Raw genomic sequence first — 20,127 nt, forward strand, 5'->3', positions numbered from 1 at the left:
GTAAATGTCACACACAGTAATCATCAGAGGCTGGGGTGCGATGGCACGACGGTTGTTTCCTCGCTCGATCCGGGCGCGCCTGACCACGATCGCGACCCTGCTGGCCGCGGTGGTCCTCATCGGCACGTCCGCGCTCACCCTCGCCACCGTGCCGGACAACCTGCAGGGGGTCGTCCACGCGAGGGTGGAGCTGGCCGTGCGGCGGGTGGCGGGCGAGGCGCGCACGGGGAGGCTGCCCGGCGTGCTCAGGACGACGCCACGCGTGCAGGTCCTGGGGGTGGTCGCCAGTTCCGGCAAGGTGCTCGCGAGCAGCTCCTCCTTCCCCGGCGACACGCGCATCACGACGTTCCGGCCCCGCCGGCTCGAAACCGTCGAGACCAGGGAGATGGAGCTGTCGCGCCCGGGTGAACCCCCGGCCGACCACCTGGTGACCGCCGTCGCCGTCCGCACGCCCACCGGGACCGCCACCGTGTACGGGGCCTCCTCCCTCGACGACGTCGGCCAGGCCCTCCGCTGGATCCACCTCCTGGTGTTCCTCGGCACCCCGTTCGTCCTGCTCATCGTCGCGGGAGCCACCTGGGCGGCCGTCAGGTCCGCCCTGCGCCCGGTCGAGCGCATCCGGGCCGAGCTGGCCGAGATCACCGGCCGGGACCTCAGCCGGCGCGTCCCCGTACCCGGCACCGGAGACGAGATCGCCGACCTGGCCGCCACCACCAACCACACCCTGCACCGCCTCGAACGCTCGGCCGAGACCCAGCGCCGCTTCGTCGCCGACGCCTCGCACGAGCTGCGCAGCCCCGTCTCCGCCCTGCGGGCCCAGCTGGAGATGGCCACCACCTATCCGGACGAGACCGACTGGCCGGCCACCGGCGCGCGGGCCCTGGCCGCCGCCGAGCGCCTCACCGGCATCATCGACGAGCTGCTGATGCTGGCCAAGCTCGACGCGGGCGCGCTCACCCAGCGCCGCGTGGTGGACGTGTGCGGCCTGGTGGAGGAGCAGGTACGCCGACGCGTGGGCCGCGAGATCCCCATCTACCTGCACCTGTGCGAGAGGGCTCCGGTCCTCGGCTCGCCCCTGCAGCTCGAGCGCCTCCTGACGAACCTCCTCGACAACGCCGACCGGCACACCGCGACCCGGATCGACGTCGACGTGGTGGTGAAGGAGGAGCGGGTGCACGTCATGGTGACCGACGACGGCGACGGGATCCCGCCGCAGGACAGGGAGCTGGTGTTCGAGCGGTTCACCCGGCTGGAGGCCGCCAGGGCCAAGGAGAAGGGCGGCAGCGGCCTCGGGCTGCCCCTGTCGAGGGAGATCGCCACGGCCCACGGCGGCACCCTCACGATCGCCGACCACTCACCGGGCGCCAAGTTCGTGGCCGTCCTGCCGCTGCACCGGTCCTAGACTCGGCGGCATGGATCTGCGCGAGCTCTCCGACGAGATCGAGTCCATCTCCAAGCGCTACGCGGACAGGATCGGCATCGAGCGCGACGACACCTGGTTCCTGCTGAAACTGCAGGAGGAGGTCGGTGAGCTGACCCAGGCCTTCCTCATGCTCACCGGCCGGGCCAGGCGGAAGGGGCGCACGGAGGAGGAGCTCGGCGACGAGTTCCGCGCGGAGCTGGCCGACGTCGTGTGCCACGTGCTGCTCATGGCCCGCCATCACGGGGTGGACCTGGAGGCGGAGGTCGAGCGGAAATGGCTGGCGCACCGAGCTTCCTGATGCCGGCCGCCGGCGTCCCGTGAGCCGGAGATCCCGCCTGGGCGGGCCTCCGGCTCTCGGACGGGTTCAGATCACTTCACGAAGGTGATGCGGTCCGCCGGGGACGGGCTGATGGGGGAGTGAGCGGACAGGTAGGCCGTGAACGCGTCCAGGTCGATCGGGCCGCTCCACGTGTCGGTGCTCTGCGTGAACACCGAGAAGCCGTCGCCGCCGCCCATCAGGAAGTTGTTGGCGGCGATCTTGATCGACTGCGTGTCCGTGATCGGCGTGCCGTTGAGCTTCATGCCGGACACGCGCGAGCCCACCGGCTTGGTGGTGTCGAACGTGTAGGTGAGCGAGGACGACACCTGCAGCAGCCGGTGCGTGATCGCGCCCGTGGCCGCGTTGGGCGTCCAGACCTGCTGCTCCAGGAGCGCCTTGAGCTGCGCCCCCGTGTACGTCCGCACCTGCACGATGTTGCTGAACGGCTGGACCTCGAACGCCTCCCCGTAGGTGACGACGCCGTCGCCCTCGGAGCCCTTCTGCGCGTAGGTCAGCGACGTGCGGATGCCGCCGGGGTTCATGAGCGCGATCTCCGCGCCGCCCGCCTTGGCGGCCTCGAGCTGCGAGTCCGCGATGAGGTCGCCGAGCGGCGTCTCCGGCTTCGTCGTGGCGGCCGAGGTGTTGTTGACGACGCTGCTGATGTCGGCCGTGATCGTGCCGAGCTTGCGGTCGGCGACCTCGGCGCTGCGCGCCTTCCACGTCTGGACCTGCGCCTCGACCTGGCGATCGGGCGTCACGGTACGCGTGACGACCTTGTTGTCCGCGATGACGGAGGACCGGATCACGTCGCGGGTGCGCTTGTCGATCTTCATGTCGATCTGGGTGAGCACCCGGCCGAACGACGAGCCCTGCGTGTAGTAGCGGTCCTGGCCCGCCGGGTCCTTGGTCTTGCAGATGTACGCCTGGTGCGAGTGGCCGCTGATGACCAGGTCGATCTGCGGGTTCAGCTCCCTGGCGATGCGGGAGCCGGCGTTCGCGGTGTTCACCGAGCAGGCGTCCGGGCTCTGGTTCGGCGTGATCGAGTCACCCTCGTGCACGAGGACGACCTGCGCCTTGACACCCTTGCGCGCCAGGTAGGCCGACGCCCTGTTCGCCGCGGCGACCTCCTCGGTGAACTGCAGGCCCTTGATGCCCTCGGCGGTGACGATGGTCGGCGTGGTCGCCGTCACCAGGCCGATGAAGCCCACCTTCACGCCGTTGATCTTCTTGACGTAGTAGGGCGGCAGGGCGTACTGGTCGGTGTTCTCCTTCAGCACGTTGGCGGCGAGGAAGTCGAACTCCGTGCCCTTCCACTCGCCGGCGGGCGAGCAGCCGTCCACGGGGTGGCAGCCGCCCTTCATGAGGCGCTGCAACTCGGTGTAGCCCTCGTCGAACTCGTGGTTGCCCGCCGAGGTCGTATCGAGCCCGAGCGAGCCGAGCACCTCCAGCGTGGGCTCGTCGTGGTAGGCGGCCGAGATCAGCGGGGACGCGCCGATCAGGTCGCCCGCCGCCACGAGCAGCGTGTTCTCGTTGCGCGCCTGCTTGACGTAGGTCGCCAGGTACGACACCCCGCCGGCGATCGAGTATTTGCCGCCGGGGATGCCGGTCAGGGAGCCGTCGGTGTCGACGAGGGGCCCGTCGGGGTCCAGGATGCGGCTGGAGGAGCCCGAGGGAGGCTCCAGGTTGCCGTGCAGGTCGTTGATGCTGAGCAGGCGGACCGGGACGGTCTGCTTGCCGTGGCTCGGGGTTCCGCCCGTCACGGCGACTGCGGGCGCCACTGCCAAGGCGATCCCGGCCGCGGCCGCGGCTCCGGCCGTGAGCAGCCGGAGGAGGGTGCGTGAGGTCATGAAGGGGACGTTACGGCTTCTGTCTATGCAACGAATGTCGCAAAGGTAACGATTGACGGGGCCGCCCTATGGCATTGTTCGCCAGTGATACGCCTAGAGTTCGTCTGTGAGTGCGCACGTGAAGATCAGTGAACGGCTCGACGACCCCGAGATCGCCGGCGTGCTGGACGTCGTCCAGGCGGCCACGGATGCGGACGGTGTCCGCCCGCTCAACGAACATGTGATGCTCCATCTCCGCTACGGCGGCGATCCGCGCGCCCGATCGCTGCTGCTGCGGTCGGACGACGGCACGCTCGTCGGCTACGCGCACGTGGACCCCACCGACGAGGTCGAGGGCCCGAGCGTCGAGCTCGTCATCCACCCGTCCCATCGGCGCCGGGGCCACGGCGCGCGGCTGTTGCGGGCGGTCCTGGACCTGACCGGGGGCAGCGTACGGCTGTGGGCGCACGGCGACCACGCGGGCGCCGGGGCCCTGGCCGCGTCCTTCGGCTTCGAGCGGGTGCGCTCCCTCTGGCAGATGCGCCGCTCCCTGTTCGCGCCCCTGGCGCCCTACACGATGCCGGAGGGCGTGAGCCTGCGTACGTTCGTGCCCGGGCGGGACGAGGAGGGCTGGCTCAAGGTCAACGCCGCCGCCTTCGCCCACCACCCCGAGCAGGGCGCCTGGACGGTGGACGACCTGCTCCGGCGCGAGCAGGAGCCCTGGTTCGACCCCGAGGGCTTCTTCCTGGCCTTCCGCGACGACCGGCTCGTCGGCTTCCACTGGACGAAGATCCACGGCTCCTCCGACCACGGGCACGAGCCGCTCGGCGAGGTCTACGTCGTCGGCGTCGACCCCTCGCAGCAGGGCACCGGCCTGGGCAAGGCGCTCACCCTGGCCGGCCTGCACCATCTGCGCTCGCGCGGCCTCGCCCAGGCGATGCTGTACGTGGACGAGGCCAACACGGCGGCGATCGGTCTGTACGAGTCCCTGGGCTTCGCCCGCTGGGACGTGGACGTGATGTACGGGGGCGGGTGACGTACCGGCCGCGACCGCCCCTTCGGTTCGGGGTGGTCGCGGAGACCCGGCTCACTCCACGATCGCGTGAAGCATGAAGTAGGAGAGCGCGGCCACCAGGGCGGCCGCCGGGATGGTGAGGATCCAGGCGGTCACGATGTTCCCCGCGACCCCCCACCGCACGGCGCTGAGCCGCTTGGTGGCCCCCACACCCATGATCGCCGAGGTGATCGTGTGCGTGGTGGAGATGGGCGCCCCGAACCCGATGGCGGCCCCGTACAGCACGGTCGCCGCCGCCGACTCCGCGGCGAACCCCTGTGGCGGGTCCAGCGCGATGATGCGCCGGCCCAGCGTACGCATGATGCGCCAGCCACCCGCGTACGTCCCCAGCGAGATCGCTCCCGCGGCGGCGAGGATGACCCACTGCGGGATGGGATCCGTCGGCTCGGCGAAGCCGCCGACGGTGAGGGACAGGAAGATCACACCCATCGTCTTCTGCGCGTCCTGCAGCCCGTGCCCGAGCGCCATGGCGGCGGCCGAGACGGTCTGCGCGTAGCGGAAGCCGCGGTTGGTCTTGCCCGGCTGGCTGTTGCGGAAGATCCAATATATTGCGATCATGATCGCCGCGGCCAGGGAGAACCCGACCAGCGGCGACAGGATCATCGGGATCACGACCTTCTCGAGGACGCCGTCCCAGTGCACCACGCTGGCCGAGGCCATCGCGGCGCCCACCAGGCCACCGATGAGCGCGTGGCTGGAGGAGGAGGGCAGGCCGAAATACCAGGTGATCAGGTTCCAGGTGATCGCGCCGATCAGTCCCGCGGCCACGATCACCAGGCCGTGGGAGCCGTTCGGTGCGTCGATGATGCCCTTGCCGACCGTCTGTGCGACCTGGGTGCCCAGATGGGCGCCGATGAAGTTCATGGCCGCGGCCATGAACAACGCGGCCCTGGGGGTCAGGGCCCGGGTCGAGACGGAGGTCGCGATGGCGTTCGCCGCGTCATGGAAACCGTTGGTGTAGTCGAAGACAAGGGCGATGACGACCACGCCGATGACGAGGGCGAGCGTGAGGTCCACAGCTGGGCCTAGCTTTCCTTGACCGCGATCGACTCGACGGTGTTGGCCACGTGCTCGAAGGCGTCGGCCGCCTCCTCGAGGGCGTCGACGACCTCCTTCATCTTCATGACGGTGAGGGCGTCGTACTCACCGCTGAACAGCTTGGCCAGCAGCCTCCGGTAGACCTGGTCGCCCTGGTTCTCGAGGCGGTTGACCTCGATCCAGTACTCGTTGAGGTTCTTCATCGAGCGCAGGCGCGGCATGGCCTCGGCGGTCAGCTCCGCCGCCCGCTCCAGCACCTCCACCTGTCGTACGACGTCCTTGGGGAGATGGTCGATCTGGTACAGGACGATGAGGTCGGAGGCCGCCTCCATGGCGTCCATCACGTCGTCGAGGTTCGAGGCCAGCCGGTAGATGTCCTCGCGGTCGAACGGAGTGATGAAGCTCTCATTGAGCCGGTTCATGATCGCATGGGTGCGTTCGTCACCGGCGTGCTCGCAAGCGCGCATCTTCTCGGCCAGGGCTTCCCTGTCCGAGCCGTCACTGATGATCTCGACCAGTAGACGGGATGCCGTGACCAGGTTGTTCGCCGAGTCGGCGAACAGGTCGTAGTAGCTGTCCTCACGTGGCGTGAGACGCAGGCGCACGTCGTTCTCCAGATGTGCGGGGATGGTCCGTGGAAGAGGGTATGGCTTACCAGGCGAAATGCGAACTTCATGTCCCCTTCGCCTACTGGCTACCCGGCGTTGGTTGTGCGACACCGCTGTTCCGCGTAGTTTTGGGCTTTTTTGGCAGGTTGCGGTGGCTTGGGGGCATCGCAAAGCCACGCGCGCGAGGCGGGTCAACCGGCTGCGCTCACCTACTTGTTCCCCCGATGTTCACCTGTTGTTCATCTGAGTCACATCTTGGTGCGGTGGAAGTTCCGGAACGACCTCGACGGGGTGGGGCCGCGCTGGCCCTGGTAGCGGGAGCCGTACTTGCTGGACCCGTACGGGTGCTCGGCCGGGGAGCTGAGCTTGAACAGGCACAGCTGCCCGATCTTCATCCCCGGCCACAGCTTGATCGGCAACGTCGCCACGTTGGACAACTCCAGCGTCACATGCCCGCTGAACCCCGGATCGATGAACCCGGCCGTCGAATGCGTCAGCAACCCCAGCCGGCCCAGCGAACTCTTCCCCTCCAGCCGCGAGGCCAGATCGTCGGGCAGGCTGACGACCTCGTACGTGGAGGCGAGCACGAACTCACCCGGATGCAGGATGAACGGCTCGTCCCCGTCGGGCTCCACCATCCGCGTGAGATCCGGCTGCTCGACGGACGGGTCGATGTGCGGGTACCGGTGGTTCTCGAACACCCGGAAGAAGCGGTCGAGCCGAACGTCGATGCTGGAGGGCTGGATCATGCCCGGATCGAACGGCTCCAGGGAGAGCCGCCCGGCGTCGATCGCAGCGAGGATGTCACGGTCAGATAGCAACACGGTGAGCAACTTACCGGTCGCGCCGAAAGTGTGTGGGGCTGGGATTGCTGTTGTGCGCCAAGTTTCCGCTACAGTGGGGGACGCGACTTCGGGTCGTACGCGGGTGTAGTTCAATGGTAGAACATCAGCTTCCCAAGCTGACAGCGCGGGTTCGATTCCCGTCACCCGCTCTCAGTATGAAAAGCCAGGTCAGGGATGGATTTCCGACCTGGCTTTGATCGTTTCTAAGGCTCTTTTCGATCTTCCGTGCCCGTTACGTGCCTGATCCGTCTGGATCTTGCTCGTCCGGCTCGGGTTCTTCGGGCTTCAGGGCTTCCTCGGCGAGCTTGCCGAGAGCGTCTGCGATGGCTCTGTCGCGCTCCATCGCGGTGTGCTGGTAGATCAGCGCGGCTCGGGTGGACGAGTGGCCCATGCGGGTCATCAGGTCCCGCAGAGTCGCGCCGGACTGGGCGGCGAGGGTGTTTCCGGTGTGGCGAAGGTCATGGAAGTGGAAGCCGCTGAGTTCGGCCTTCTTGAGCGCTGCCGCCCAGACGGGGGTGAAGTTCGCGCGGCGGAGCTTGGCACCCTTGGGGCCGACGAAGACGTGTCCGTGCTCGCCCTTCTCGGCGTACGTCTCCTTGTGCTTCCGGAGGTCCGGGAGCAGGGTCGCGGGGATGCTGACGAGGCGCTTGCCCGCTTCGGACTTGGGCGGCCCGATCGTCACCGAGCCGTTCTTGAGTTCGGTCGTGGTGCCGACGACGCGGATCGTGCTCGCGTCCAGGTCCAGGTTCTTGCGCTGGAGCGCGGCTAGTTCGCCCCAACGCAGGCAGGCGAAGGTGGCGAGCAGGATCAGCATGCGGAACCGCGGCTCGATGGCGTCCGCCAGGACGAAGACCTGCTTCATGGTCAGAACGGGTCGCTCGGGCGAGTCCTCCTTGCCCGCCTTCTTGATGGTGCACGGATTGGCCTTGATTAGCCCGTCCTCCACCGCCGTGTTGAAGACGGCCTTCAGGAGCCGGTACGCCTTGGCCACCGTGACCGGTCCTACGCCATTGTCGAGGAGCTGCTTGCGCCATTTGCGGATGTGGGCGACCTTGACTCACTCATCGCGCAGTTGCCGAAAGTCGGGAGAAGGTGAATGCGGAGAAGTCCCTCGTAGAGCTGGACCGTCTTCGGCCGCAGTCCCGGACGCTCGTCGATCCACGTCGAGCCGTACTCCTTGAAGCTGACCTTCCCCAGGTCCGGGTTCAGCCAGTCGCCGGCCAGCAACTCGGCCTCCTTCTTGGTCAGCCAGATCTCGGCTTCCTTCTTGGTTGCGAAGGTGTTCGGCGCGGTACGGTCCACGCCGGGCCGGGCACCGCACGCCGCCCCCGCCGTACGAACCGAACGCCCCGACCGGGGTTGTCACACCGCCGCACAGACACAGCCCTACGATCGCCACTGCATGGCTGGACGCCGTACGTGCTTGGGGGCGATCGACGATCCAGGGTTCGTTCCTCACCCTGGCTCAACGAGCAACGCGGCTGATCACCGCATCAGTGCGGGCTATCGAGCCGGTTCAGTGCGCCTGATTCAATGGGGAGGGCGATCCCCGCCATCTGTCAGATCGCGTTCCACCCCGTATTCCCATTCCGTGGCCGCTAGCCATGGGTCATTTTCGGGGATAGCCCAGGGGTCATCGTCCGGATGCGAGGTTTCCGGGTTGCGTCCGCTTACGATGCCGTCTTGCTGCTGCTGATCTTGGCGTTCAGGATATGAAGTTTCCAGGCTGCGTCCGTCGACCCAGAGGTCGAACCACTCTGCTAGGGATGAGCAGATGGCCACGATCCCGACCTCGGGCGACTGCTTGTCGGGAAAGTCCCATGCGTCGCCATCCCACAGAGAGGCGGGGTTACCGGGCTGAGTCAGCGACATGTACCAGTACATGGAGCATCCGGCGTACACGAGAGGGAGCCCGAGCACGCTGCTTACCTCCGGGTGCTTCTCGTATTCTTCGAGCACGCCCGGGCCGCCCTCGTACTTCCGGTGTCCTCCAGGTGGGAGACCCAGGAGATCGTAGGAGGGGCCGAAGCCGCCGTTGCTCACCTCCGTGTACACCCTCCGCAGGAGCTCGGGTAACTCGTGACCGATGCGTTGCTCGCAGGCTCGCAAGTCCGCCTCAGAGATCGGCGGGTACGGGGGTTCATGCGGGACATCGCTGAAGTACTTGACGGCTTCGGGGGCACCTGCTTCCAAGGCCGCCATGATGAGATGATCAAGTGTGGGGTCGTCGAAGCTGAGTTGGGTCATGCTGCCGCCTTCACGGAGCGGTTGCCGCGTGTGGTGGATACGGCTCCAGATGTTCTCGCCGTACTCACGTTTGAGCCAGTCCAGCGGGACGTAGACCCGGTCATGGCGGCGTGCGGGATCCCAGGCCCGTCTACGGATGCGCTGGATCAGATCGTCATGTGACATGCACGACAGAATGCCAGCGCAGGCACAGCGGCAAGTCGAAAGAGATCCCAAGCTGACAGCGCGGGTTCGATTCCCGTCACCCGCTCTCACAGCAAAGAGCCAGGTGCATGAGCGTGATCTCTGTTCCGCGCTCAGAACTCCAGTAGTCGGCTGCGAAGCCGCTCGACGAACTCGGGCACCGGAACGTGTGCAGGCCGATCGCGGTAGCCGGGGAATCCTCCCCAGGAGAGCGAGCAGCGTAGGTATTCGATGAGCGAAATCGGTTCCCCCGCCGTCGTGCCCTCGACCAATGGGTCGGGGTTAGCGTTCGGGAGATGGATACCGTGACCGCCTCCGCTGTAGTTCGCCTTGGCCGCCGCATCGGGTGCGATGTCGAAGAAGAAGCCGTCTTCGTGGAACCCGCACTGTTCGTCTTCTTCCGAATCGGTACATGCGCAGCCCAGGCTGAGGTCTCCCACAGCGGATTCCAACATGTCCAGCAGCATCATGCCCGAGTGAAGAACCAGGGGATCCGGCCCGCAGTCCCAAGACTTCCCTGGCGGCTCGTGGTAACGGACGTGGGGCAGCAGTGAGCCTCCATCTCCGCACAGATCAACCACACCCACCATCTCTAGGCAGGCGCGCAGCGCCAGCGGGAGGGGGCCAAGGACGGTCTCGGCCTTGGCGATGGCATCGAAATCATCCATCGTCGGCGGCTGCCGGACCGCATCAGCGCAGGCGAACCTGTACCCCGCAGACGAAAGCCGGTCCACCAACGCATCAGCATTGACAGCCACACGCCGCATAGTTTCTCGGGCAACGTCCTCGGCATCCTCGCGCAGGCTCGCCGGCATTCCAGCCGACCCGAAGGCACGCATCTCATTCCACACGGCGACGTAGTCGCCTGACCGATACCTTCTGGCCCACGACACCACGGCGACGATGTTAGATCAAGCGGCGCAGCAGGCGCTCCGAATACCCGATCATGATCTCGCGCCGGAACGAGACCAGGGCCACAAGCCGCGTGCCCGTTGCGTGCCCGTTCGTAGAGCGATCAGCGGAGACTCACGGGGACTCACGGCTACTGGACCGATATACGCCCAGGTCAGCGATTCGTCAGCGCAGGTAGCGTGATCTTGAAAGAGTTCCCAAGCTGACAGCGCGGGTTCGATTCCCGTCACCCGCTCTCAGACTGAAAGCCCAGGTAGACCGATGGATTCGGTGCCTGGGCTTTGATGTTGTAGGGGCTTGCTCTCGCCCGCGTGCCAGATTCGTGCCAGATCAAATGATCTTGACAAGGTGGGCCGCCAACGAACACATCAAGCGGCGGCGCGGCGCGCCGCCGTACCCCCGCCCTCCGTCCGCCCGCAGTCCGGGCGTGCGGCCTGGGGGCCGGTCCCGGACGGCGGCGGGACCCTGGGCAGGGCACCGCACGCCGGCCCCGCCGTACGGACTGAACGCTTCGACCGGGGTTGCCACGCCGCCGCACAGATGCAGCTCTTACGATCGCCACGGCATGGCTGGCCATCGCACGTGGTCGGGGGCGATCGAAGGTCCAGGGCTTCGTTCCTCAGGCCTGGCCCACCGGGCAACGTGGTTGCGGTTTGCTGCCGAGCCAAGGCAAGTCCTGGGCCTTTGCGATCAATGGGAGCCATTAGGTGCGCGTGTCAGTCTTCTTCTCCGCCCATGAGGAATCCGTAGAGATCCCAACCTTGCGGGATTGGGGATTCCGCTGGGTGGTCCGCGAGGTGGAGAGTGGCTCTGTCATACAGGCTGTGGCTTTGGAAGTCCTCGGCTTGGCTCAGGGCCAGAAGTCGGCCTTCTACGCGCCAAACGGCGTAGCTCCATTCGTCCTTATCCTCGTACACGCCCACAACGTCGGGCTGTCCGTGGGCCTGGGAGATGGACAAGAGCGCCGAGTGCCAGACGGTGTTGAACTTTTCGCGGCTTCCTGACCGATCAACCCGCCACCGCGCGGAGGGCAACGTCTGAGGAAACTGCGCCAAGTCCGGGTCCTCATCGTCGTCGGGTTCGTAGTACAGGGCGAACGTCAAATCGAGCATTTTCGCTCGTGCGTCGTCTGCCCAGGCTCCCCAGGGAAGCGTGATCTCCCAGTCGCCAACAGTGAAGACAGGCCAGTTGGTGATGCTTTGCCGAAGTCGACCCCGGAACCGCCGGGAGGGATAGGCCATCCAGCTTGTGACCATGCTCGGTCGAACCCTCCCTCGTTCCATGGTGCACGGGCGAGGGCCGTAATCGTACCGATGAGATCTGGCGTCAGGGGATGCCAGGCGAGTGCCATGGGCCTACAGTCTTGACGCTCCCAAGGATGGGATCAATGCTTTGACCTATTTAGTGGAACATGCGGCTTAGCCGGGGCAATCTCCGTGCCACCTCTGCCGGATTCCGGGAATCCCGTGGAAGTCCTGTTGGGTTGGGATCGCTCTGGTTGGCGTACCCGCGCTCTGCCATCGTGTCGTAGACGCCCTCTTCTTCACCGGTGGCCTCTTCGTAGGCTTCGGCGGCCACGTAGGACAACGCCTCCCACTCTGGCCACTCATCATCGGCCCACTCCTGCATTGGACGGTCTGCCAGCCGTCGCACCTCGGGTACGTCGGCCAGGTTATCGGGGTCGGCTACTACGAGGTCGAATGTGTCACGGCCAAGCCCGATCAGCCAAGCCTGGAAGTACCAGAAGCTGTCGGTGGAACAGTAGCCATCGAGGATCAGGTCGGCGGCTTCCCACATGCCGTACGTGTCGGATCGTCGTCGTATCTGGTTGAGAAGGACTTGGAAGTCGACGATCCGGGCCAGCGGGCTCCGCGCGAGGTGGAAGGCGAGCCACTGCAGGCGTTCATCAGGATCGCTGGTCACTTCCTGGGACCGCCGAATGAAGAGCCAGAACTCGTCAACGTTCATGACGCTGCATGGTGCCAGGCTCGACTGACAATGCCGCGACGCGGAAGTCCTCGATCGCGTGCCAGATCCGTGCCAGAACAGTCGGGCAGTCTCGGTCTCTCACGGTCACTCACGGGCAAGCGATCCGTGCTGACCTGCACCCCCGTTTTCCCAGGTCAACACGGAAAAATCAGCAGCCGGTTCCCAAGCTGACGGTGAACAGTTGGTCCAAGATCTCCTCCTCTGAGGCTGCCTGCGGAGTTGCCGAAGTTTTCGAGCCGTCTCAGGTGAGCCCGCCGTCGCTGCCGTTCGGCGATGGAGCGCGCATGAGTGCCATGAACGGAGCTCCCGACATCGGTCGTGGATTCATGCACAATACGTACACACCGGCGCGGCGGAATCGCCACCAGCGAAAGTTAGGATCACGCGGTGCACATAACGAGCGATCTGCCTAATCGGTCTCGCCAGCCAGCTCCCATGAACCTCAGTGGCAGGGTCTGGGGACGGTCGCCGTACTGCTGGGACGCGGGACGATTTATGCGACGAGTGTTCCCGGGTGGCATTTCGGGTGGCTCATGCTCGTCGGTGTCGGGTGGCTGCTGCTCGGCGTGGGCCGGCTGATCGTGCTCGGTGTTGTCCTTGTCAGGCGGGGAGGCCAGTTGCATTGCGTCGTAACTGGACGTCCTGGGCGGTGGAACGCGTGACAATGCTCTATTCCACAGTTTCGGATTTCTGCACCGTGTTCACCACCCACGACGACATCGGGACTGTCACGTCGCTGATCGGCGCAGTGCCTCTGACGGTGGACTACCGGATGCCGGAGGCTTACAACGAGAGCACTGTCACCATCATGCGCTGGGGTGATGGGATCCTGGTCACACATCCCTACTACAGCGACCTATGTGCCCGCCAAGAGGTCATGAGGGCCCTGTCCCGCGATGGCCACCTAGCCGTCTGCGTGACTTGGGGAATCTCGATCGCCCCGTGGTCGAAAACCCGCTCCACGATGGATCCGTGGCGCTCGGCGGGGGCATTATTCGCGTACTTCGCCTACGCCGCCAACGGGAGACTGGAGGTCGGGTTCGACCCTGACGACTTCGACAAGTCCGACCCGGCCGCCCGGTGCGGCTGGAATACCGGGGCGGTCGACGCCTACCTGCATGACCTGGACTTCAGCCCGCTCGTGGTCGAGACACAGCAGCCGTCCGAGAGAGGTTCGGGACAGAGTCAGGGCGCCATTTCCCGGCACGAGGACGCCTGCATCACCATGCTGGAACGCATCGCCGGCGCTACCTTTCCGGCCGATCACCAACGGCCAGCCGGGCCCCATGTCGGCTTCACCCTCGCCAGGCCGCTCTCGGTCATGAGTGATGCCGAGTTCGGCCACTTCATGGGGCCACCGCTTTCCCGGTGACAAGCGTCCCAACCGCATTTCCCTCGTCATTTCCACGGTGGTCACCGTCGCAGCGGGGGCCTAGTCTTCAGCTCAGGGTACGAAGTCAGATGATACGACGTCGTCTTCAACAAATATCGGCAGGGCCGACCAGCGGTATGACCTGAACAAGGTGCCGGAATGGGAGGAAGAACTGCTGGGTCCAGCCCGCCATGGTCCCTCCTGAACCCCTGACAGGCTTGGAAATGCCCCAAGCCAATAGCGCTTGGTTGTACAGCCACGAGGGGAACATCAACGGAGCTCAGCGAACGTCCACGGACACCGGACGCCCAGGCCAGAGGCTTGGAGCTTAATCGAATCGTCTTCCTTTGATCCGCAGGTTCCGCATTCGAGCCCTAGGTGCCCAAGCGCTCCCAGCCAGAAGCTCTGTGAGAGCATCCAAGAGGGCAACGCACTGCCGACGCTCGTGGAAGCTGAGGAGTCCAGCGTGATAGTCGCTGCCATGATCCTTGTGTACGCGGTACCTGTCGTTGTTGCCGTGGCATCTCTCTTTGTGACGTCCCGTAGTTCGCGACGCAAGACCTTCTACTTGTTCACCACTCTCGCCGCCCTGATCGCGGCGCTCCTGATCGCCTGGACAGCGGGACGGGAGGCTTGGGGGTTCGGGCTCTTCTTCGTTCTACCGGCGGTGCTTATCACAGGGATACGGCTGGTCGTTGCATTCGTTGTGGGCTCCACGGACGCCGCCGATGACCTTTCTGAGGGTTGCAGTTCGGGTTGCCGTACAGAGCTGTCCGAGGGCGTTCAGGATGGACCGCGAACACCTTCTGACCTGCATTGAACGATCTGGAACGGCCCGAACTGGATCTTTTGATCCGTAGGCTCCAGGTTCGAGCCTGGGCGCCCTGCCAGCCAAAGCGTTACCCGGGTCGCTGGGATGCTGACGAGGCGCATGCCGGCCGCTGACTTGGGCGGACCGATCGTCACCGAGCCGTCCTTCAATTCGGTCGTCGTGCCGCTTGTAGGTATCAAGCGGCGGCGCGGCGGGCCGCCGTACAGCGGCCCGCCGCTTGCCCGCCGCCCGGGCATGCGGCCTGGGGGTCGGTCCCGGGCGGCAGCAGCACGGGCTGCCACGCCGACCGCCGATTCCGCCGACGCGAGCGAACGCGCCGACCCCAGCGCCCCGCCGCCGTGCGAGTACAGCCCTACGATCGCCCCGTATGGGCTCGCCATCCGTAGATGGCCGGGGCGATCGACGATCCGATGCTTCGTTCCCCAGCACCGGCTCACCGGATAGCGGTCGTCTGTCCGTACTCCTGCGCGCATCCCCATGCGTCCGCCGACGCGGTCAGGGCAGTTCACCGACCGGCGCGACGGTATGCGTTCCATCGCCGGTACACCACCAAATGGCGATCCCATGTTCCCACCCGGCGTGCAGGCCAAGATCGTGCGTAGCGCATACGGGCCAGACTCTCCAGATCAGCTCCATGATCGTTTCTTGGACCGCATCGGCGACCGCGGCGAGCGCTGTTCGAGGGTCGCGTCCCGTGATGGGTGAGATGCCGTTGCCGTGGTGGTCACCCTGGAACTCCACCCAAGCATGACCGCCGTTGTCCCAGTCGTGGGTGACCAGGCGGAGCTTACCGGTGATGCCTCGGGCGCGAACGTCGCGCTCCACGACCTTTAGCGCGTGCTCCAGCGTCGCCCACAGACGAGGTTCGAGGGCGAAGGTCGGCTCGAAATTGGTGTCTCGGAGAAGGCTCTCACCCAGGCGGGTCAGGTCGGCTGTGGTCAGACGGGTGGCGGGGCGTTCGAGGAGCTCTTGCGTTGCCGGCGTGCTCATACCCCATTCCTCCAATGAGGAGGCGAGTTCGAGGACGGGTTCGGCGTCGAGGCCACCGTCGCGCAACGCCGTGTAGATGCGGCCACTCAACGCGTCGACCACTTGCCTGGCTTGCTCTTCGGAGTGCACGCTGCAGTGTCGCCCACTGCATGAAACGAGGCAAGCGAGACCTTCCGCGCAGTATCGACGATGCATGACGGATTGACTGCCAGCGTCCGAGTGATGAATCAGTCCCGGCCCGACCGGGTGTCCGGTGCGCTCGCGCCGCCACAGGGCCATGTCCAGGGCGTCCAGCACGAGGGTGGTGTGCTTGGCCGGCGAGGCGGCCCAGCCGACGATCGCCCGGGAGTAGATGTCCGCGACGAACGCGACGTAGACCACCCCGCACCAGGCGGCCACATGAGTGAAGTTCACCCTGACGGCTCGCTGGCCTGTTTCCGTTGTTCTCATTGGACGGCCGGGATCAGATGAAGGGCGCCGAAAAGGCCACCTCCCGGCGGAAAGTGGCCTTCGTGGGAGAGAGCCGGCGCTCAGGCTCGGGCGGTCACCAGGGTCACCGCGGTCTCCGAGTGGACGCCGGTCTCATCCGTGCAGTGCGCAAGATTCGCGCGTACGGCGGCCGTGAGGTCGGCGCGACGTAAACCGATGTACGGACTGACCGCGGAGAAGTCGAACAGGCAGCAGATCGCGTCAGGCCCGCCGGGAACGGTGGTCGGCAGCGTCCATTCGCGGAGTTCGATGTCGACGAAACCGGCCTCCTTCGCCAGCGTGGCGACCTCGATCCCGGGCAGGGACCACGGCTCCTCGAAAAGATCGGCCTTGTCGGGGCCGAGAACGGTGGCGACGGCATCGTGCAGGGCGCGGAAGAGCGGGTTGCGGTGCAGCGGCTGCCAGGTGACGATGGCGATCCGCGCGTCGGGTCGGGCGGCCCGCCGCATCTCGGCCAGCGCCGCGCCGCGATCGGGAACGAACTGCAGGACCTGCTGCATGGTGATCAGGTCGAACGCCTGGTCGGAGACGTGCAGCAGGGTAGCGCCGCATGCCGTGTACTGCATGGGGGCGCCGTCGACGGCAGGTAGTTCGGTGGCGAGGGCGAGCATGGCGGGGTTGAGGTCGGTGCCGACAACGGCGCCGGTGGGGCCGATCGCCTTGGCCAGCACCCGGGCGACGGTGCCGGGGCCGGTGCCGATGTCGAGCGCCTTGGTGCCGGGGGCCGGCGCCAGCGCCTCGACCATGTGCTCCGCCCACGGCTGGAAGATCGACGGGAGCAGGATGTCCTTGTACGGCCGTACCTGGGTGACATCGAAGGAGGTGTCCGCGGTCACGGCGGCCCGGGACCTCGTGGCCGTTTCCAGGGTCTCGGCGAGGATGTCGACCTCGTCGGGGGAGTTGTACAGGTAGAACGAGGCCCGGATCGCGGCGGGGACGCCGAACCGGCTGCACGCGAGCTGCGCGCAGTGGTTGCCGGACCGGACGGCGATGCCCGCCTCGTCCAGACTCGCGCGCATGCGCTGCAGCGGGATGCCGTCCACCACGAACGACAGCAGCGGCAGCCGGTTCGCGGTGTCGGTCGGGCCGATGAAGCGGATGCCGGGCACGTCGCCGAGCCGGTCCAGGGCGTACTCGATCAGGGCCTGGTCATGGTCGGCGATCGCGTCCATGCCGATCTTGCTCAGGAAGTCGCAGGCGGCGCCGAGGCCGACGGCCTGCGCGATCGGGGGTGTGCCGGCCTCGAACTTGAGCGGGGGTGCGGCGTAGTGCATGGCGTCCACCGCGACGTTCTCGATCATCTCGCCTCCGCCGAGGAAGGGCGGGAGCGCTTCCAGGAGTTCGTACCTGCCCCATAAGGCGCCGATTCCGGTGGGGCCGCACATCTTGTGGCCGGAAAACGTGACAAAGTCGGCTCCCAGCGCGGTGACGTCGATGCCGAGGTGCGGGACCGACTGGGCCGCGTCGACGACCATCAGAGCGCCGACCTCGTGCGCGCGGGCGGCGATCGTTGCGACCGGGTTCACCGTGCCCAGGATGTTCGAGGCGTGCACGACCGTGACGACCTTGGTCCGCTCGTTGATCTTCTCGCTCAGGTCGGAGAGGTCCAGGCGGCCGTCGTCGGTGATGCCGAGATATCTGACCTTCGCCCCCACCCGCTCGGCCAGCAGCCGCCAGGGGATCAGGTTGGAGTGGTGCTCCATCTCCGTCAGGACGATCTCGTCGCCGGGACCGACTTGGAGCCGCCCGTCCGCCCAGATGAACGAGTTGGCCAGCAGGTTGACGGCCTCGGTCGCGTTCTTGGTGAACACGATCTCCTCGGCTCGTGGTGCGCGCACGAACGTGGCGATCTTGCTTCGCGCCCCTTCGTACAGCTCGGTCGCCTGTACGGCCAGCCGGTACACGCCCCGGTGCACATTCGCGTTGGCGCGGATGTAGTAGTGGTTCAACGCGTCCAGGACAACGGCGGGTTTCTGCGTGGTGGCGGCGCTGTCGAGGTATACGGGTGGGCGGGAATCGTCAGGGGCGGTTTCGAAGAACGGGAATTCCTTTCGAATCGACTCGACGTCGATCGCCATCGTGGTCTCCTCCTGCCGAACGGTGTAGCGGCAGTGTCGGCGGAGCCCGACGGGCTAGATCCAACTGGAGTTGTGTCATGGCGAACCCTCCAGCGTAACCCACATTTCAGGAGGGCCAGGGTGACCAGGAGTTGCCGTCATTTCCGGCCACCGAGGACCTCGATTTCCTCGCCTAATGTGGCGGCATGGCCGGCGATTTCTTGGTTGACGGCACGCGGATCATGGCCAGGCGCCGCTCGCGCGGCCTTACCCGGAGAATTCTGGCCGACCTGGTCGGCTGCAGCGAGGAATGGCTCCGCCTGGTCGAGAACGGGGTGAAACCCCTGGATCGGCTGTCGACCATCATGCGGATCGCCGAAGTGCTCCACGTCGAGGATCTCTCCGAGCTCGTCGGCGGCCGGACGAAACTCCCGCCCGCTTGCGACCACGGCGAATCCGACGAGGTCGGGAACGCGCTGCTGCTGCCCGGCCGGTTCCCCGGCGAGGCGACCGAGAGCGTGCCGCGGGTGCAGCAGCACGTGATGGCGGCGTGGGAGGTATGGCAGCGCTCGCCCCACCGCTACACCGAGACGCGCCGCCGCCTGCCGCCGCTGCTGTCGATGGCCGACCTGTCGGCCAGGGCCGCCACCGGCGCGGACCGGGAAGCCGGTACATCCGGCCTCACCCAGGTGTACCGGTTGTTCGCGGCGCTGCTGCGAAGCTGCGGCCAGCACGCGCTGGCCCTGGTCGCCGCCGATCGCGCGGTGGCCTCCTCGGAGGGCTCGGCGATCACCCAGGCCGAGGTGGCGGGCGTGCTCGTCTCGCTCGGCCGGTACGCCGACGCGCGCTGGCTGTGCCGGGCGGTGATCGAAGACCGGCCCGAGTCGCTGGAGGTCACCGGGCTCTGCTACCTGACGGCCGCGCTCGCCGCCGCCGGGGCGAGCGACGTGCTGCGAACCGAGGAGTTGCTGAACCACGCCCGCAAGATCGGCGACCGGCTGGGCCCGGAGTTCGCGCTGGAGGTGGACCTGCACCGGGTGGCGGTCGCGGTCCGGATGGGCCGGTACGCGCAGGCGATCCGCCTCGCGGCGGGCGTCGACGCCGACCGCCTCCCCGACAAGGACCGCCAGGCGCGGCACCTGCTGGCCGTGGCCACCGCGCACGCGATGGACGGCGACTCGAGCGCGGCCATGGCGCTGCTGTGGCGGATCGTCGAAGGGTGCCCGGAGGAGCTGCGATTCAACGCGGACGCCGGACCGGTACTGGCCCGGCTGCGGGCGATGGACTGCGAGTCGACCCGGAGGGGACTGCGGGAGATGACCCGGATCACCGCCTGATTCGTCAACGTCGGGGCATGGACGACACGGTAGGGGTGACCGGTTTCTGGTGCGGGCGGGCTCGGGCTGCCGTGTGCGCGTGGCACGGGAACACCGGCTGATCGTCGTGCCATCAAGGGCGGTATCGAGGAGTCAACCATTCCCTGACAAGAGTTGGCCGCCCGCGTCCGGCGCATACGGATGTTCGGCTCAGCCGCGATAGATCTCGCATGGGTGGCAGACGGCAGGATCGACGCCAACATCATGCTCAGCAACAATCCGGGGACACCGCTGCGGGCGTCCTCCTCGCCGGAGAGGCGCAAGCGGCGGTGGTCGATCTTGACGGCAGCACGCACAGCATGGGCGCCCACGCGACCATTGCCGCGGCCTGTTGCGTTTGGTCCGGGTGGGTAGTCTGCCCAGCCGTATATCTCGTCATCATTCTCGCAGGGTGAAGTGCGATCGGTCGCGGCACCTAACCTCGATGACTCACGCCTTGATCGTCCTGAGTAATGGGTTCGGTGTGGCGGAGGTTTCCGCCTGATCATCCTGTTCGTTCGCTCGGTGTGCCGTAGTGTGCCGCCCGAGGCGCTCGGATGGGCGGCG

Annotated in this window: 16 protein-coding genes, 1 tRNA gene and 1 pseudogene; 6 read left to right on the forward strand and 12 right to left on the reverse strand. The window is 66.6% G+C overall.

From position 1 onward, the window contains the following. Positions 1-40 precede the first annotated feature (40 nt). On the forward strand, positions 41-1,402 hold the full coding sequence (locus ACBJ59_RS37080; RefSeq protein WP_375114850.1) for a sensor histidine kinase: 1,362 nt from the start codon (positions 41-43) through the stop codon (positions 1,400-1,402). Positions 1,403-1,412: 10 nt separating this feature from the next. Then, on the forward strand, positions 1,413-1,721 hold the full coding sequence (locus tag ACBJ59_RS37085; protein ID WP_375114851.1) for a pyrophosphatase: 309 nt from the start codon (positions 1,413-1,415) through the stop codon (positions 1,719-1,721). Positions 1,722-1,792: 71 nt separating this feature from the next. On the opposite strand, the gene ACBJ59_RS37090 is transcribed toward ACBJ59_RS37085, so the two are convergent. Continuing rightward, positions 1,793-3,589: a bifunctional metallophosphatase/5'-nucleotidase gene (locus tag ACBJ59_RS37090; RefSeq protein WP_375114852.1), complete on the reverse strand. Its 1,797-nt coding sequence runs from the start codon at positions 3,587-3,589 to the stop codon at positions 1,793-1,795. Positions 3,590-3,695: 106 nt separating this feature from the next. Here ACBJ59_RS37090 and mshD point away from each other — a divergent pair, with 106 nt between their 5' ends. Next, the gene (mshD, locus tag ACBJ59_RS37095) at positions 3,696-4,604 is read left to right on the forward strand and encodes a mycothiol synthase (protein WP_375114853.1); all 909 of its coding nucleotides are present in this window, start codon (positions 3,696-3,698) and stop codon (positions 4,602-4,604) included. A 51-nt stretch (positions 4,605-4,655) separates the two neighbouring features. On the opposite strand, the gene ACBJ59_RS37100 is transcribed toward mshD, so the two are convergent. From ACBJ59_RS37100 to dcd, 3 genes are all read right to left on the reverse strand, one after another. Then, positions 4,656-5,660: an anion permease gene (locus tag ACBJ59_RS37100; protein WP_375114854.1), complete on the reverse strand. Its 1,005-nt coding sequence runs from the start codon at positions 5,658-5,660 to the stop codon at positions 4,656-4,658. A gap of 8 nt (positions 5,661-5,668) precedes the next feature. Further along, on the reverse strand, positions 5,669-6,286 hold the full coding sequence (locus ACBJ59_RS37105; RefSeq protein WP_106243913.1) for a DUF47 domain-containing protein: 618 nt from the start codon (positions 6,284-6,286) through the stop codon (positions 5,669-5,671). Positions 6,287-6,537: 251 nt separating this feature from the next. Next, positions 6,538-7,113, reverse strand: coding sequence for a dCTP deaminase (gene dcd / locus ACBJ59_RS37110; protein WP_375114855.1), 576 nt, complete (start codon positions 7,111-7,113; stop codon positions 6,538-6,540). A gap of 99 nt (positions 7,114-7,212) precedes the next feature. Between dcd and ACBJ59_RS37115 the strand changes: the two genes are divergently transcribed. Then, positions 7,213-7,283 (forward strand) — tRNA-Gly (locus tag ACBJ59_RS37115). Positions 7,284-7,366: 83 nt separating this feature from the next. Here the strand turns inward: ACBJ59_RS37115 and ACBJ59_RS37120 are convergent. From ACBJ59_RS37120 to ACBJ59_RS37145, 6 genes are all read right to left on the reverse strand, one after another. Beyond that, a complete protein-coding gene (locus tag ACBJ59_RS37120; protein WP_375114856.1) occupies positions 7,367-8,125 on the reverse strand; it encodes a tyrosine-type recombinase/integrase in 759 nt (252 codons plus the stop codon). 11 nt (positions 8,126-8,136) lie between these two features. After that, positions 8,137-8,436 carry a hypothetical protein gene (locus ACBJ59_RS37125; RefSeq protein WP_375114857.1) on the reverse strand — a complete coding sequence of 100 codons (300 nt, stop codon included), beginning with the start codon at positions 8,434-8,436 and terminating at the stop codon, positions 8,137-8,139. Positions 8,437-8,664: 228 nt separating this feature from the next. Then, positions 8,665-9,546 carry an SMI1/KNR4 family protein gene (locus ACBJ59_RS37130; RefSeq protein ID WP_375114858.1) on the reverse strand — a complete coding sequence of 294 codons (882 nt, stop codon included), beginning with the start codon at positions 9,544-9,546 and terminating at the stop codon, positions 8,665-8,667. Between the two features lie 131 nt (positions 9,547-9,677). Continuing rightward, the gene (locus ACBJ59_RS37135; protein ID WP_375114859.1) at positions 9,678-10,460 is read right to left on the reverse strand and encodes a hypothetical protein; all 783 of its coding nucleotides are present in this window, start codon (positions 10,458-10,460) and stop codon (positions 9,678-9,680) included. A 732-nt stretch (positions 10,461-11,192) separates the two neighbouring features. Next, positions 11,193-11,732 (reverse strand): hypothetical protein, encoded by a 540-nt coding sequence (locus tag ACBJ59_RS37140; RefSeq protein ID WP_375114860.1) that lies wholly within the window; start codon positions 11,730-11,732, stop codon positions 11,193-11,195. A 145-nt stretch (positions 11,733-11,877) separates the two neighbouring features. Next, on the reverse strand, positions 11,878-12,444 hold the full coding sequence (locus ACBJ59_RS37145; RefSeq protein ID WP_375114861.1) for a DUF4240 domain-containing protein: 567 nt from the start codon (positions 12,442-12,444) through the stop codon (positions 11,878-11,880). Between the two features lie 679 nt (positions 12,445-13,123). Here ACBJ59_RS37145 and ACBJ59_RS37150 point away from each other — a divergent pair. Then, positions 13,124-13,837: a hypothetical protein gene (locus tag ACBJ59_RS37150; RefSeq protein WP_375114862.1), complete on the forward strand. Its 714-nt coding sequence runs from the start codon at positions 13,124-13,126 to the stop codon at positions 13,835-13,837. Positions 13,838-15,164: 1,327 nt separating this feature from the next. Here ACBJ59_RS37150 and ACBJ59_RS37155 read toward each other — a convergent pair. Continuing rightward, a pseudogene (locus ACBJ59_RS37155) lies at positions 15,165-16,070 on the reverse strand (DDE-type integrase/transposase/recombinase); the annotation flags it as partial. A 119-nt stretch (positions 16,071-16,189) separates the two neighbouring features. Next, positions 16,190-18,226 carry a SufS family cysteine desulfurase gene (locus ACBJ59_RS37160; protein WP_375114863.1) on the reverse strand — a complete coding sequence of 679 codons (2,037 nt, stop codon included), beginning with the start codon at positions 18,224-18,226 and terminating at the stop codon, positions 16,190-16,192. 185 nt (positions 18,227-18,411) lie between these two features. Between ACBJ59_RS37160 and ACBJ59_RS37165 the strand changes: the two genes are divergently transcribed. Beyond that, positions 18,412-19,542: a helix-turn-helix domain-containing protein gene (locus ACBJ59_RS37165; protein ID WP_375114864.1), complete on the forward strand. Its 1,131-nt coding sequence runs from the start codon at positions 18,412-18,414 to the stop codon at positions 19,540-19,542. The last annotated feature ends 585 nt before the right edge of the window (positions 19,543-20,127 follow it).

This window comes from Nonomuraea sp. MTCD27, assembly GCF_041950495.1.
Taxonomy (GTDB): Bacteria; Actinomycetota; Actinomycetes; order Streptosporangiales; family Streptosporangiaceae; genus Nonomuraea.

Bases quoted from the DNA above. Each gene is read 5' to 3' on its own strand.
- ACBJ59_RS37080 (WP_375114850.1), top strand. From the start codon at position 41: ATGGCACGACGGTTGTTTCCTCGCTCGATCCGGGCGCGCCTGACCACG.
- ACBJ59_RS37085 (WP_375114851.1), top strand. From the start codon at position 1,413: ATGGATCTGCGCGAGCTCTCCGACGAGATCGAGTCCATCTCCAAGCGC.
- ACBJ59_RS37090 (WP_375114852.1), bottom strand. From the start codon at position 3,589: ATGACCTCACGCACCCTCCTCCGGCTGCTCACGGCCGGAGCCGCGGCC.
- ACBJ59_RS37130 (WP_375114858.1), bottom strand. From the start codon at position 9,546: ATGTCACATGACGATCTGATCCAGCGCATCCGTAGACGGGCCTGGGAT.
- ACBJ59_RS37140 (WP_375114860.1), bottom strand. From the start codon at position 11,732: ATGGTCACAAGCTGGATGGCCTATCCCTCCCGGCGGTTCCGGGGTCGA.
- ACBJ59_RS37145 (WP_375114861.1), bottom strand. From the start codon at position 12,444: ATGAACGTTGACGAGTTCTGGCTCTTCATTCGGCGGTCCCAGGAAGTG.
- ACBJ59_RS37160 (WP_375114863.1), bottom strand. From the start codon at position 18,226: ATGGCGATCGACGTCGAGTCGATTCGAAAGGAATTCCCGTTCTTCGAA.
- ACBJ59_RS37165 (WP_375114864.1), top strand. From the start codon at position 18,412: ATGGCCGGCGATTTCTTGGTTGACGGCACGCGGATCATGGCCAGGCGC.